The following is a 14,294-nucleotide window of genomic DNA, read 5'->3' as shown; positions in this document are numbered from 1 at the left end:
GAAACCGACCGTGCGAACACTGGTCCTGGAGGAATTCGGGCGCATGGCCCTGGCAGATCATCCGGTGCCCGACGCCGCGATCGGCGAGGTGCTGATCCGGGTGGCGTACACCGGAATCTGCGGATCGGACATCCACGGCTACACCGGGCACAACGGGCGCCGGGCGCTCGGTCAGGTGATGGGTCACGAGAGTTCGGGAACGATCGAGGGATTCGGCCCCGGAGACCACCCGCGCGGCCTCGCCTTAGGCGATGCGGTCACCTTCAATCCTGTGGTGCTGCCGCTCGAAGACCGGCTGGAATTCGCCGACCGCGAGCAGCACTCCCCCCGCAAGTCGGTCATCGGGGTCGACCCCACGCGGCACGCCTCGTTCGCCGACTACATCGTGGTGCCCGCGGTGAACGTGCTCCGGCTCGCCGATGGCATGCCGGTCGAGCACGGCGCGCTGGTCGAGCCGACCGCCGTGGCCCTGCACGCCATCCGCCGCGCCGGCGTCACCGGGCGGGAGCGGGTGCTGGTGGTCGGCGGAGGGCCGATCGGCCAGTCGGTGGTGCTCGCCCTCCAAGCGCTGGGCGTGGCGCAGGTCTTCGTGAGCGAGATCAGCCCGGTGCGCCGAACGCTGCTGGAGGAGATGGGCACCACGGTCATCGACCCCTCGGCGGGCGACCTCCTCGTCGCCCTGGGCCGGCACGGCGGGCCGGTCGACATCACCATCGATGCGGTCGGCAGCACGCGCTCGCTCGCCGACGCTCTCGCCTGCACCGTGCTGGGCGGCACGATCTGCCTCGTCGGCATGGGCGAGCCGCAGGTGCGCCTCGACGCCTTCGCGATCAGCACGGCCGAGCGCACCCTGGTCGGCAGTTTCACCTACTCCGCGCGCGACTTCGCCGACGCGGCCGCCCTCGTAGCCGACAACCCGCTGACGGCCGACGCGCTCATCAGCCGGGTCATCGGGCCCGAGAGCGCCGACGAGGCGTTCACGAACCTGGCCAACGGCGACGACATCCCCGGCAAGGTGCTCGTCGCCTTCGCCCCGACCGCAGAATTCGCGCGGTGAGCGGGCTGATGGCACAGAATCTGGTCTTCATCGGAGACAGCATCACCGAAGACGGGCGCAGGATCGACGATCCCCACGACCTCGGAACCGGCTACGTGGCGCGGGTCGCCGAGTGGCGCGCGGCAGCGGGAGCCGACGAACGCGTGGTCAATAGCGGCATCGGCGGCGACCGGGCGGTCGATCTCGCGGCGCGCTGGGACCGCGACTGCCTCGCCCACGACCCCGACGTGGTGTCGATCCACGTGGGCATCAACGACACCTGGCGCCGATACGACGGCGGCGACGCCACCTCCACCGACGCGTTCGAGGCGGTCTACCGCAGTCTGCTGATGCGGGCGACGGATGCCGGTGCTCGCCTCGTGCTCATCGAGCCGTTCCTGCTCGCCCTCACACCCGAACAAGCGGCTTGGCGGGAAGACCTCGACCCCAAGATCGAGGTCGTGCGGGCGCTCGCGCGCGAGTTCGGCGCCACGCTCGTCGAAGCTGACGCGGCGTTCACGCGTGCGGGACTCACCGTCGATCCGGCCACACTTCTCTGGGACGGCGTGCACCCGACCGACGCCGGCCGCGACTTGCTGGCCCGCACCTGGCACGAGACGGTGGCGATCTGATGCGGGTGGCGAATCTCGACGGACGCGCGGTTCTGCTGGGCGACGCGCGCGCACTGGACATCGCAGCAGCCAGCGTCGGTCGGTTCCCGGCCGACCCGCAGCTGGTCTACGACTCCTGGGCAGAGCTCGCGGGGTGGGGTGAGGCGATCGATGTCGACCGGCATCCGCGTGCCGTCGATCTCGACCGCGCCCTGCTCGGCGCTCCGGTGCCGAGGCCCGGGCAGATCCTCGCGGTCGGGCTCAACTACGCCGACCACGCCGAGGAATCCGGGCTCGCGGTGCCGGAGCATCCACTCGTCTTCACCAAGTTCGCCTCCAGCCTCACCGGGCCCGACGCGGTGGTGCGGCTCTCGGGCGCCCGGGTCGACTGGGAGGCCGAACTCGTCGTCGTGATCGGGGCGGGAGGTCGCGACATCCCGCCCGAGGAGGCCTGGGATCGCGTCGCCGGCCTCACGATCGGCCAGGACATCAGCGACCGCGACGTGCAGTGGTGGGGCTCGTCGTCGCAGTTCAGTCTCGGCAAGTCGTTCGAGGGTTACGCGCCGACCGGGCCCGCGGTGGTGAGCGTGGCCGAGATCGACGCGGCGTACGACCGCGACGACCTGCGGATCGGTTGCCGCAGCATCGACGCCGCCGGCCGCGAGCGCGTGCTGCAAGACGGGCGCACCCGCGACATGATCTTCACGATCCCGACGATCATCCACCGCCTCTCCGCCATCGTCGAGCTGCGGCCAGGCGATCTGATCTTCACGGGCACCCCGGCCGGAGTCGGCTCGGGGCGCACGCCGGAGGAGTTCCTCACCCCGGGCCTCACGCTCGTCACCGAGATCGACGGGCTCGGCTCGATCCGGCAGGAGTTCGTCTGACATGCTGCTGGGTGTTCAGTACTACCGCCCGCCCTCGCCCGATCTCGCTCAGTGGGAGCACGACATCGCCGCGATCGCCCGCGCAGGGTTCGACACCGTGCAGCTCTGGCTGATCTGGGGTTGGGTCGAGGCGAAGCAGGGGGAATACGAGTGGGGCGACTACGACCGCCTCATGGATCTCGCGCACGCGAGCGGACTGCGCGTCGTGATCAGCACCATCGCCGAGATGCAGCCGGCGTGGCTGCTCCGTCGCCACCCGGATGCCGCGATGGTCGACCATCTGGGCCGGGTCACCCCCTCGACCACACGGGTCGAAGCCCAGGTCGGAGTGACCCCCGGCGGCTCGTTCGACGACCCGCGCGTGCTGGCGCACATGCGCGACTTCCTCGACGCGGCCGCGCGCCACTTCGGCCCGCACCCGGCGCTCGAGGCCTGGGACTGCTGGAACGAGAACCGCTGGGCGATGGAGGGCGACGGATACCTGGACTACAGTCCGGCGAGCATCCGGGCGTTCCACTCGTGGCTTGTATCGCGGCACGGCGATCTGGACGGGGTTGCGCGTGCGTGGCGGCGGCGCTTCGCCGAGTGGGACGACGTGCAGCCCGGGCGGAAGCCGGGGCTCCCCTACACCGACCTCGTGGCGTTCCAGCGGTTCCTCACCGAGCGGGCGACGACGCATCTGCGCTTCCGGCGCGACACGATCCGCGCAGCCGACCCGGCGCATCCGATCTCGGCGCATTGCGGCGAACCCTCGGTGAACTCGGCCGGCAGCCTCTTCGAGCAGCCGTTGTCGCGCGGCAACGACTTCGCGCACGCGGCCGAGCTCGACGGCTACGGATGTTCGAGCTTTCCGCACCTCGAGGGCATGTCGATGCTCGACCTCGGGCTGCGCATCGAGGCCACCCGCAGCGCTGCCGGTGAGCGGCCGTTCTGGTTGGCCGAGTTGCAGGGCGGCGGGGGTCGGCTCGGCCACCACGTGCTGCCCGCGGTGCGGGCGGATGAGCAGCAGCGCTGGCTGTGGAACGGGATGGGGCGCGGGGCCAAGGGCACGATCATCTGGCAGTGGCGCGACGAGGTGCTCGGGCGCGAGTCGGGCGGGTTCGGGTTCGTCGGCGACGACGGGCACGCGGCCGATCGGGTGGAGGCGATGGCGCGCACCTCCGAACTCCTCGCTTCGCACAGCGGATTTCTCGACGCCTACCGCCCGGAGGCCGCGCAGGTCGGGGTGATGTTCCTGCCCGACACGTACTATCTCGAGTGGGCGCAGGACGGCAACGACGGGCGGCAGGCGCGCGAGAGCGTGCTGGGGTGGATGCGGGTGTTCGAGGAGCTCCAGCTGCCGTACGAGGTGCTCGACCCCGATCATCTCTCACGTCTCGACGACCTGAAGTTGCTGGTGCTCCCCTGGCCGCTCAGCGTTCCTCCGGCTGCGCTCGCGGCCGTCGCTGCCTGGGTGGAGCGGGGCGGACTCCTGCTCACCGAAGCCGATCTCGCGGCGTTCGACGAGGAGGCGTTCTACCGCCCGCCCGGCTCACGCGGCGGTTCCGGGCTCGGGCTGCGCTCGCTCGGCCGGCGCGAGCTGCCCACATCCGGAACCCTCTCGCTGGAGCTCGACGGCGTGACCTTCCTTCTGCCGGCCGCGAGCTGGCTCGAGCAGTACGACGAGACGGATGCGCGGGTGCTCGCGCGCGACGCCGGTCGCCCGGTCGCGGTGGAGCGGGCCCTGGGCGCGGGTGCCGTGGTGTCGGTCGGCACCTTCCTCGGTCTCGCGCACAGCCGCGCGTCGTCGCCCTCCGTGCTGCGGTTCGCCGGCCACCTCGCCGAGCGCGCGGGTGTCACGTTCTCGGCACGAGTGCCCGGCACCGACGGCACAACGGTGCAGTGGCGTCGCGGCACGAGCGGCGACTGGTCGGTGCTCTTCCTCATCGGCATCCCGCACAGCGAGCTCGTCGTCCACCTCCCCGACCTCGGCGCGGTCACCGACATCGAGGAGCTCACGGATGGCTGTGTGTCGGTGGACAGTGATCGCCTCGTCGTCGGCCTTTCCGCTTGGGGCGTCGTCGTCGTGCGCTGGCGCTAGCGGCCCTCAGCCTGCGCCCTGGTTGCCATCAAGAAGGGGCTGTCTGCCACGTGGACTACGGCGTGGGCTGCGATGGCTCCCGGCGGAGGTCGGCTCACCCTGATCTACGCAGATGAATTCGCGCCGCTCGGCCCGCGGGTCAGTGGCGGCCGGTACCCTCGGTGCTGCTGCGCAGCTCGTCCGCCCAGGCCAGGAACCGTCCTGTGAGCGCGGCGTGGTCGTACTCGTCGACGCCATACTCCGCGAACCGCTCCGATTCGATGCGGGTGACCTGTTCGAGCTGGCGGATGAACATCGGAATCTCGAACCCGTCGTCCCGGCGTGCTGTTGCCTCGATCAGCTCGGCGTCGGTGAAGCGGCCGGATGAACGGATGGCGTCGACGTCGATATAGTCGCGGGCTTCCTGCCGGCTGTACAGCGCGTTGACCTTCGCGGCCACGGCATCCTCGACGTTCAGTACCGGGCCGAGCGCGAGGCTCGCGGGCTCTTGCGCTCGCCAGTCATAGCCCAGATCCATGTCGACAGACCGGCCGTCGTCAGTGGTGATCACAAGCTGACAGAACAGCCCATCACGACGAAACTCGTCGACGCCGTAGCCGCCCCCACGCAGCTCCTGCAGGAGACCGTCAACGGCAGTGTTGAAAGACTCCATGTCGTAGCTGTTCGTGAACAGATCGACGTCGTGCGTGAGTCGGTCGACCAGGCCGTGTTCGCGGATCGCACCTGAGCCTGCAAGGGCGAACGAATGGCCCTCGAGCGCGCCCAACGCGATCCGGGTGAGGTCGCGTTGGAGCTGTTCGTCGTCGCGCACGCTACGCGGCCGCGAGCTCAGGAAATCGGGACTCCCACAGGTCACGGACCCGATCGGGGAGCATCAGCCCCGCCCAGGATCGCAGGAGCACTTCGCGGTTCAACAGCGTGACGAGGTCGATCTCTCGGCCCTCGCGGATCACCGCCTGATACGCCTTGGAGATCCCGCTTTGCGCGCTCAGATCCACGGTCGACGTCGGCCCCCAGTAGACGTTCCGGGGAAGGTGCAGCACGCCCTCGGCGGGACCATGGAGGTCGTCGAGGCTCGACGGAACGGCATACGGCTTGATGTCCTGAAACAGAACCCGCTTCGTTTCGACCATCGCTCCTCACCTCGCTCACTGAACAGCAATCGTACCGAGCGCACCTGATACCCGGGCATGGGAATCGGTCATCGCTCGTCGAAATGGATCTCTTCGCCTGCCAGTCGTGGCTGCTAGTGGGATTGGGACCAGCTCACGATGATGGAGCCGGTGACGTGGTCGAGGGCTAGGCGGCCGTCGGTCAGGTCGGCGGTGACGTCGCGGGAGGCGACTACGTCGCCGACCATGTTCAGAGCGGCTTGGTCGTCGCGCACGAGGACGACGCGCGCGGCATCGCGCGGCACGGTGACCGAGACGTGGGCGTCGACGAAGCCGCTCGCCTTCAGGGTGCGGGTCATCGAATACGGGTACGGCGACATCTCGCGGCAGCTGACCGTTCCGGCCTCCTGCTGCTGCACGAAGATGCGGGCCTCGGCGTGCAGGGTCTTGCCGAAGGCGTACTCCGTGTGGCCGTCGGCGTACCAGCCCTCGAGACCGGTCAGAACGGGTGCGCCGAGAGGGAAGCGGTAGCGCGGGCGGGTGGTGGTGTCGGCCAGGTAGCCGTTCAGCCAGATCGCGTTGCCGCTCCGATGGAGTGACTGCACGGCTGCCGGGGAGGCCGCATCACGCCGCGTGAAACGGCACGAGACCCCCAGCTCTCCGAGCGTGCGCCCGAGCACGGCGCCGGCCTCTTCGAACTCGCGCGGGTCGAGCGGGCGGGCGTGGCGGAAGCCGCGCTCATCCATCGGCGCGCGGTCGAACGTCGACGAGCCGCGAACCCACGCCCAGTCGTCGCGGCGAGTGGCGTAGGCGCGCAGGACGCCCTCACTCCGCACCGCCGCCAGCACCGTCGTCTCCGGCGCCGCGATCTCGCGCACCTCTCCCCCCGACAGCGTCGACGAGTGCCGCAGCACGCGGAGCGGCGGCGCGGCGATGATCGTGTCGGCATCGAGGGCCGTCTCGAGCTGCAGGTCGCCCTCGATCCCCTCGCCGAGCTCCAGGCCGAGTAGGCGGCGCGCACCCTCATCGGCGCGGTCGGCCGGCCCGTACGCCACCACGCGCGCGCCGCGAGCGGTCGCATCGGTGAGGAGTTCGAGCACCGCCCCGCGGAGCGCCCTGGTCGGAACGACGAGAATCCGCTCGTCGAGCGAGCCGGCCGAGACGGCGGCCGCGAGCGATCCGGTCGACACCACCGTATTCACCGGGGCGCCGGCGTTGATGGCGGCGGTGAGGTACCAATCCTCGAAGTACGGATGCCGCACCGACTCCGGGTCGGCGAGCGCGTCGTCGGCGTACTCGTCGAACGGGTAGACCCACACGACCGGCCCCGCCTCATCCGGCGCCGACTCCAGAGCCCGCAGCACATACCCGCTCACCTCCCGCCCCGCGCGCGGATCGAGCCCCCCGCGCTCGGTGTCGATCGAGAGGAACTGCACATCGGATGCCGTGCGCACCCGCCCCTGATCGTCGAGCCGCGAGACACTCAGCGGCAGGTAGATGTCGAACGGTTCGCGGTTGTAGAAGTCCCACCACGGGTTCTGCCAGAACCACGGGTCGTTGACGTAGAAACGGAAGAGGAACCCGTCGGTGGGCACCTCGGCGATGCGCGAGAGGTACCCGGACATCTCGATGCCGAAGTCTTCGTTCAGCGGACCCCAGGGTGAGTTCGGCGGCGGGTTACGGAACCCTCCGGCCGCGTAGATCTCGCGCGTGGGCACGCCGTCACCGCCCAGATCGATGCCGGTCGAGAAGTTGGTGCCGCGCACTTCGACGGGGAACGGGCATTCCCGCCGGAAGGTGTTCCAGAACTCCAGCAGGGTCGCCGAGACGCCCGCCACCCGATCGACGAGGAACTCGTCGCCGTTGTAGGTCTCGCCGAGCGGCGTCCACGAGTAGGCGCTGAAGCCGAAGCCGTTCGAGAGCCAGAGGTAGTCGAACCCCATCTCCGCCAGGTACGACGCGGCCTGACGACCGAGGAAGACGCCGAACGGCGTGCCCTCCGGAACACCGTCGGGAAAGCCGGCGAACGCCCGCTCGTCGGCACGCAGAACGGAGTTGGCGCGGATCATCCTGATCAGCTTGCCGAGACGCTGCTCGTCGTCTCCGGCCACGATCTCCGGATGCTCCTCGTACTTGAACCGGGAGGTCGCGAACTCCGGCCCCGGGTCGAAGGTGGCGCCCACCGACACGGGCACCCCGAGCATCCGTTCGCCCACCTGGCGGATCGTCGCCACCAGGAGCCGGATGTCGCGATAGTGCAGCGCCGGCACGTCGGCGCGGAAGGGCTGGGCGGTGTTGTCGGGGGTGACCGCGTGCGGGTAGGCGTCGTACTCGGTGTTCGAGAAGCCCACCGAGCTCGCCCAGGTCACCTCGCGGTCGAGGTCGAGGTCCCACTCCAGGATCTCGCTGCCGTCGGCGATCCAGAGCAGAACCGCGACCGAGCGCGCCGCTCCGATGAGATCGCGCCACTGGTCGAACAGGGTGGTGGCGGTAGCCTCGAGGTCGGCTTCGCTCCACGAGGGGAACGGCTTCAGCGACGTCTCGAGTCCGACTCGGTCGAGGCTGCGGTGACTCATTTCGAACTCCCGATCTGCGGTGGAAAGATCCACCATTCTGTACGCAAGTCTTGCATGTTGAACTTTATGCTGGCTTTACGTTAGCATCGCTGTGCAGCCCCACGAGGAAGTCGGAACCGAGGAACCTGTGCAGATCCGCAACGTCGCCGTCGTCGTGGCGCCCTTCTCGGGCGGCACCTGGCTCGACGAGAGTCGGGTGTCGACCCCGCTCTCGGGCTACCCCGAGTTCGCCGATCGCCGCAGCAGCTGGCGCGGCCCCGGCAGCGACCTGGTGTGGGTGCTGATCGAGACCGATGATCCCGCCGTTTTCGGAGTGGGACAGAGCCGTGGCGGCGTGGTCACCGCCGCGCTCATCGAGAGCCATTTCCGCGGGCTGCTGCTCGGCCGCGACGCTCTCGACATCGAGACCCGCGTCGATCAACTCCACCTCGCCGCCCTCCCCTACGCGGCCGGCGGCATCTCGGCGATGGCGCTCTCGGCCTGCGAGCTCGCCCTGTGGGATCTCGCCGCCCGCGCCACCGGGGTCTCCTTGACCCGCCTGCTCGGTGGGCGTGAGCGGCCCCTGCGCCATTACCTCACCTGCCCTGAGCCGCAGCTGCTCGACGACGTCGACCCCGATCTGCTCGGGGCGAGCGCCACCGTCAAGGTGCCCATGGCCTACGGCCCCGCGGATGGCCGCGACGGACTCCTCGCCAACCTCGCGCGGCTCGACGACACCCGTGCGCGCGTGCCCGCGCACGTGCCGCTCTCGGTCGACTGCTTCATGTCGTGGGATCTCGACTACGCCACCGCGTTCCTGCGCGACGCCGGCGATCACCACCTCGGCTGGATCGAGGAACCGTTGTTGCCCGACGATCTCGCGGGCTACGCCGAGCTGCGGCGGCGCCAGCCCGTCGCGGTCGCGGGCGGCGAGCACCTATTCGGTCTCAGGGAGGCGGAGAGGTTCCTGCAGGCGGAGTGCGTCGACGTCATCCAGGTCGACGTCACCTGGTGCGGCGGGCTGGGCACGGCCCGCTGGGTGGCCGAGCTCGCCGGCGAGCGCGGCGTCACCTTCGCTCCCCACGGCGCAGCGATGCATCCCTGGGCGGTTCACCTGCTCTCGTCGCTCGGGGTCGACAGCCTCACCGAGGTGCTCATCGGCCTCGGCGGTGTGCCCGAGCAGCCCCGCGCATCCTCGGCTCCCGGCGTGGGCATCGACCCGGCATCGGTGGGCCTGCGGTGATCGCCGACGCCCATTGCCACCTCTGGCGCCGCTGGCCCTACCCGACGACGCCTCCCCCGGGCGCGGCCACGCCGAACGCCCTCGCCGACGAGATGGCGGCGAGCGGCGTCGACCGCGCGTTCGTCGTGGCGGCCGCCATCGGGGGTGAGGATGCGCGCACCCAGAACCTGCGAAACAACGACGACGTCGCCGAAGTGGTGCGCGAGCACCCCGCCGCATTCCGGATGTTCGCCGACGTCGACTCCCGCTGGTCGCCCACCTATCACCGCCCCGGAGCGGCCGAGCGCCTGGCCGACGAGATCGCGCGCACCGGCGCGCACGGGTTCACGCACTACCTCGGCGACTTCGACGACGGCTGGTTCGACACCGCGAGCGCCGCCGAGTTCTTCGCCACCGCGGAGAGTCTGGGGCTGGTGGCGAGCGTGCACGCGCCTCCCGCGTGGCACGCCTCGCTCGGCCGACTGGCGGCGCGGCATCCCGAGCTCACCCTCCTGCTGCACCACCAAGGACTGGCCGGCACCGACGAGGAGGTGGAGGGGCTGACCGCGCTGGCGGCGCATCCGCGGATCGCCGTGAAGGTGTCGGGATTCCGTTACGTCTCGGCGACCACCCCGCCCTACGCCGACGTGCGGCCCCGTCTCGAACGAATGGCGCGCGCGTTCGGGGCGGACCGACTGGCCTGGGGCTCCGACTGGCCCGTCTCGACGCAGCACCACTCCTTTGCCGACGCGATCGCCTTCGCCGACGACGCTTTCGCCTTCTTCGACGCCTCCGAACGGGACCGGGTATTCGGCGGGACGATGCTCGCCCTCTATCCCTGGAGGTCATGATGCTTCCCTTCGAGCTGTCGCGTGACGGCATCCGTGCCGCCATCCGAGGCACCGCGTTCGTCGACCAGAGCGAGACCGGGCTGTCGCCCATCCGTCTGCCGCACAGCATCCGCCAGCGGGGCGGCGACGAGTCGATCGAACGGATGGCGGCGCAGACCGCCGGCGTGCGCCTCGAGCTGACGACCACCGCGAGCGTCGTGGAAGTCGAGGCGCTGTTGACGCGGAGCTTCCCGGCGGCCGTGCCCGACGACGCACGACCCGCCGTTCTGGTCGCCGTGATCGAGGGGCGGGAGACCGATCGCCGGGCCTTCTTGAACGGCCCGATCCTGCGCCAGCACGACGCCGGCCGCATCGAACGAGTGGAGGGAACGGTCTCGATCGCCGAGCTCTCCCTCGGCGAGCCCACGCTCGAGCCGCGGGTGGTGGAGATCTGGCTGCCCCAGGTGAGCGCCACGGAGATCCGCTCGGTCAGCGCCGACGCGCCGCTGAGCCCGGCCACCGAGCGCGGGCGCCCGCGCTGGACCCACTACGGCAGTTCGATCAGCCACTCCGCCGAAGCCGACGGCCCCACCCGCACCTGGCCCGGCCTCGCGGCACTCGCCCTCGACTGGGATCTCACCAACCTCGGGTTCGGCGGTCAGGCGATGCTCGATCCCTTCGTCGCCCGAGTGATCCGCGATCGGCCGAGTGACTTGATCACCCTCAAGATCGGCACCAATCCCGTCAACGCCGACGCCCTGCGCATGCGCACCTTCGCTCCCGCGGTGCACGGATTCCTCGACACCATCCGCGAGGGCCAGCCCGACACCCCGATCGTGGTCATCTCCCCGGTGTCGCTGCCGATGCACGAAACCACGCCCGGTCCCACCGTCGTGGGGCCCGACGGTCACCTGACGGGAACGCCCGACGCGGGCGACCGGCCGGGCGTGCTCACGCTGGCGTACGTGCGTCCCGCTCTCGAACGCATCGTCGGCGAGCGCGCCGACCCGGCGATGCACTACCTCGACGGGCGCCGCCTCCTCGGCCCCGACGACACCCACCATCTGCACGACAGGCTGCACCCGGATGCCGCGGGGTATGCGCTGATGGGTGAGCGATTCGTTCAGATAGCGCGCGATGCCGTGTGGGCACCGCGGAAGCCCCGAGAGTGAGCAATCCCGTGTCACGACGAGAACACCTGGCCATCAATCCCCTGCCGTTCCTGCTCGAGGGCAGCGGTCTCGACCTCTCGCCCGAGCGCCTGCACGCGACCTTCGCCGACATCGCGCGGGCCGGGTACACCGCCGTGCACGCCGACGTGCCACCCGACCTGACGCCGCGCGACTACGGGGCCCTCCTCGCCTCCTACGGGTTGCGGCCCGCCCCGGGCTACTTCGGTGGATTCTTCGACCGACTGAATGAGCGGGATGCCGTCGTCGAAGACGCCCGGAGGCACGCCGCCGCCGCGGCCGAGCTGGGCCTCGACACGATGTTCATCGCCCAGCACATGTGCGACGCCCGCCGCGCGCGACCGGCGATCGGCGTCGAGCCCTCGGCCGAGCGGGTCGAGATCATGGCGGACGGGCTGGAGCTGGCCGCGCAGGCGGCGCGAGCGGAAGGGGTCGCCGCAGCGCTGCATCCGCATGTCGGATCGTGGATCGAGACGGAGTTCGAGGTGCGCGGGGTGCTCGACCGCACGCGGGGCGGAGCGCTCGCGTTCGGTCCCGACACCGGTCATCTGGCCTTCGCGGGGATGGACCCCGCAGCGCTCGTGGCCGACTATCGAGACCGCGTCACCGCCATCCACCTCAAAGACCTCGACACCGCTGCAGCCGATCGGGTGCGCCGCGACGCCGTCACCTACTTCGACGCCACCCGAGCGCACCGCGTCTGGGCAGAACCCGGCACCGGCGCGCTCGACCTCCCCGCGGCGCTCGACGCGCTGCCGCCCGACTTCGGCGGCTGGTACGTCGTCGAGGTCGACCTCCCGAAGCACGGCACACCCTTCGACAGCGCGGTCCTCTCCCGTGAAAATCTCCTCGACCTGCCCTACTTCGCGGAGGACGCCCGATGAATCTTCGACCATTCGGAGTGGGCATCGTGGGCGCGGGACCGGTGGTGCAAGCCATCCACCTCCCCACGCTCGCCCGGTTGCGCGATCTGTTCGCCGTGCGGAACGTCATGGACGTGAGTCCGGATGTCGCGGCCGCGGTCTCGCGCAGGGTCGGCGCGAGCGCCTCCACGTCGATCGACGAACTGCTGGCCGACGAGCGGGTAGAGGTCGTGGCGGTCTGCAGTCCGAGCGCCTTCCACGCCTCCCAGGTCATCGCGGCCATGCGAGCCGGCAAGCGTGCCGTGCTGTGCGAGAAGCCGTTCGCCACGGATCGCGATCAGGCCGAGCAGATCGCCGAGGTCGGTCGGGAGACCGGGGTGCCAGTCATCGTGGGCGCCATGCACACCTTCGATCCGGCGTGGCTGGCCGCGTCTTCCGAGTGGGAGTCGCTCGCCGGCAACGCGCACACGATCCGTTCCCGGGTGGTGCTGCCGCCGAACGCACGCTTCGAGACATCCGCCACCGAAGTGCTCACGGCCCGACCCGCATCCGGACTTCCCGACCTCGACGACCCCACGGTGCGCGCGAGCATGGTGTTCGGGGGCGTGCTGGGGCTCGCCATCCACGATCTCCCCTTGATCCGCCGCCTCCTGGGCCCGGTCGACGACGTCGCGGTCGTGTCGGCGTCGGCGCTCTCCCCCTGGGGGTACGAAGTCGGCCTCTCGACGGCGGGCCGGCTCGTGCACGCCATCGGCGCCCTCACCGAGCAGTGGCGCCCCACCTGGGAGCTCGAGGTGGTGAGCGACTCCGCCAGGATGCTCCTCGAGTTCCCGCCGTCCTACGTGCATGCCGGTTCCGCGGTGGCGACGATCACCACGAGCGATAAAACCGTGCGCTTCGGGCCGTATCCGCACAACGGCTACGAGGGGGAGTGGCGGGCGCTGCATGCGATCGCGTCGACCGGGTCGGCGTCGGCGCCACCCATCGAGTCGCTGATCGACGATCTCGTCTTCGCCGTGGATGTCGCGACGGCCTCCTCCGACGCCGCACGGGAGGGAGAAATCCGATGAGCACGTCGACCGTCCGGATCGATCCTGCGGACCCGGGCCGCGCCGCTTCGGCTGCCGCTGCTCTGGCGACTCTCCCTCTCTCCTACACGGAGGGCGGTGACGACGCGGAGGTCGTGGTGATCGCGGGCTCCGACGGGTGGGTCGAACGCGTTCGTGCCGCCGCGACCCGCGGAGCACGAGGGGTGATCGTCACCGACCCTCTGCCCGAGGCCGAAGCAATCGACCTGGCGGCCGATCCCCCGGACTGCTTCGTCGTTCTGGCGGAGCCGTGGGCATCGAGTCCCGCGCTCCGCTCGACGGCGGAGCAGTTCGGCGCCCCGATCAGCCGCGCCCACCTCGTCGATGCCCGCGCAGTCGAGCCCGTCTCGGGGCGCAGCCTCCGCACGGTGCTCTTCTCACAGCTCCGGGCCGTGCAGAACCTCGGAATGGAGATCGCATCGCTCTCGATCGCCGCGGAGTCCTCATCGTCGATCTTGGGCGTCGGCCGATCGGTCTCGGGGACGAGGGTCGTTCTCAGCGCCGCGCGCACTGACGTCGGGGACGGAACCCTCGACATCCTGCTGGTGGGTCGCGACGAGACGATCCGGGTCGAGCTGCCGAACAGCACCACCGCTCGCCCGGGTCGAGCCGTGCTGACCTCGGCGATCGCTGCAGTCGAGGTTCCGACGACATGGGAGACCGCTCACCGCTCGTCCTGGCTTGCCCTGCGCGACGCGTTCGCCACCGGCGTCCAGCCGGGCCACGTCGAGACGTTCGCGCAGGCGATCTCCCTGGTGGACGCCGCTCAGCGCTGAACGCCCGGATCGGATTTCCCGCCCTTGTGCGGAAGCCTCTCCTT

Annotated in this window: 13 protein-coding genes; 10 read left to right on the top strand and 3 right to left on the bottom strand. The window is 70.3% G+C overall.

The annotated features are described in order from the left end of the window. Positions 1-10: 10 nt before the first annotated feature. Genes ACFJGU_RS08570 through ACFJGU_RS08555 form a run of 4 tightly spaced genes read left to right on the top strand, consistent with a single transcriptional unit; the run spans position 11 to position 4,614 of the window. Positions 11-1,057, top strand: coding sequence for a zinc-binding dehydrogenase (locus ACFJGU_RS08570; protein ID WP_382309448.1), 1,047 nt, complete (start codon positions 11-13; stop codon positions 1,055-1,057). 8 nt (positions 1,058-1,065) lie between these two features. Further along, the gene (locus tag ACFJGU_RS08565; protein WP_382309446.1) at positions 1,066-1,668 is read left to right on the top strand and encodes an SGNH/GDSL hydrolase family protein; all 603 of its coding nucleotides are present in this window, start codon (positions 1,066-1,068) and stop codon (positions 1,666-1,668) included. Continuing rightward, positions 1,668-2,534: a fumarylacetoacetate hydrolase family protein gene (locus ACFJGU_RS08560; RefSeq protein ID WP_382309444.1), complete on the top strand. Its 867-nt coding sequence runs from the start codon at positions 1,668-1,670 to the stop codon at positions 2,532-2,534. Before ACFJGU_RS08565 ends, ACFJGU_RS08560 begins: the two co-directional genes overlap by 1 nt. Before the next feature lies 1 nt (position 2,535). Further along, positions 2,536-4,614: a beta-galactosidase gene (locus tag ACFJGU_RS08555; RefSeq protein WP_382309442.1), complete on the top strand. Its 2,079-nt coding sequence runs from the start codon at positions 2,536-2,538 to the stop codon at positions 4,612-4,614. A 139-nt stretch (positions 4,615-4,753) separates the two neighbouring features. Here the strand turns inward: ACFJGU_RS08555 and ACFJGU_RS08550 are convergent, their stop codons facing one another. From ACFJGU_RS08550 to ACFJGU_RS08540, 3 genes are all read right to left on the bottom strand, one after another. Then, entirely contained in the window at positions 4,754-5,425 is a 672-nt protein-coding gene (locus ACFJGU_RS08550) for a nucleotidyl transferase AbiEii/AbiGii toxin family protein (RefSeq protein WP_382309440.1), read from the bottom strand. A gap of 1 nt (position 5,426) precedes the next feature. After that, entirely contained in the window at positions 5,427-5,747 is a 321-nt protein-coding gene (locus ACFJGU_RS08545; RefSeq protein WP_382309438.1) for a transcriptional regulator, read from the bottom strand. A 113-nt stretch (positions 5,748-5,860) separates the two neighbouring features. After that, complete coding sequence (locus ACFJGU_RS08540; RefSeq protein WP_382309437.1) at positions 5,861-8,302, bottom strand: hypothetical protein; 2,442 nt, start codon at positions 8,300-8,302, stop codon at positions 5,861-5,863. A 127-nt stretch (positions 8,303-8,429) separates the two neighbouring features. Between ACFJGU_RS08540 and ACFJGU_RS08535 the strand changes: the two genes are divergently transcribed. The 6 genes from ACFJGU_RS08535 to ACFJGU_RS08510 are packed head-to-tail and all read left to right on the top strand — an operon-like array spanning position 8,430 to position 14,250. Then, positions 8,430-9,524 (top strand): enolase C-terminal domain-like protein, encoded by a 1,095-nt coding sequence (locus ACFJGU_RS08535; RefSeq protein WP_382309435.1) that lies wholly within the window; start codon positions 8,430-8,432, stop codon positions 9,522-9,524. Then, positions 9,521-10,354 carry an amidohydrolase family protein gene (locus ACFJGU_RS08530; protein WP_382309433.1) on the top strand — a complete coding sequence of 278 codons (834 nt, stop codon included), beginning with the start codon at positions 9,521-9,523 and terminating at the stop codon, positions 10,352-10,354. The genes ACFJGU_RS08535 and ACFJGU_RS08530 overlap by 4 nt, the downstream gene beginning before the upstream one ends. Next, positions 10,351-11,505: a GDSL-type esterase/lipase family protein gene (locus tag ACFJGU_RS08525; RefSeq protein ID WP_382309431.1), complete on the top strand. Its 1,155-nt coding sequence runs from the start codon at positions 10,351-10,353 to the stop codon at positions 11,503-11,505. The genes ACFJGU_RS08530 and ACFJGU_RS08525 overlap by 4 nt, the downstream gene beginning before the upstream one ends. An 8-nt stretch (positions 11,506-11,513) precedes the next feature. Continuing rightward, entirely contained in the window at positions 11,514-12,407 is an 894-nt protein-coding gene (locus ACFJGU_RS08520) for a sugar phosphate isomerase/epimerase family protein (protein WP_382309430.1), read from the top strand. Beyond that, positions 12,404-13,456, top strand: a complete 1,053-nt coding sequence (locus ACFJGU_RS08515; protein WP_382309428.1) for a Gfo/Idh/MocA family protein — start codon at positions 12,404-12,406, stop codon at positions 13,454-13,456. Before ACFJGU_RS08520 ends, ACFJGU_RS08515 begins: the two co-directional genes overlap by 4 nt. Beyond that, positions 13,453-14,250 (top strand): hypothetical protein, encoded by a 798-nt coding sequence (locus ACFJGU_RS08510; RefSeq protein WP_382309426.1) that lies wholly within the window; start codon positions 13,453-13,455, stop codon positions 14,248-14,250. Before ACFJGU_RS08515 ends, ACFJGU_RS08510 begins: the two co-directional genes overlap by 4 nt. Positions 14,251-14,294: the final 44 nt, after the last annotated feature.

Origin of the sequence: Herbiconiux sp. UC225_62 (assembly GCF_042694625.1) — a bacterium.
Lineage (GTDB): Bacteria > Actinomycetota > Actinomycetes > Actinomycetales > Microbacteriaceae > Herbiconiux.
The sequence above is the reverse complement of the archived record's forward strand: the minus strand, read 5'-3'. Positions and strand labels throughout refer to the sequence as shown.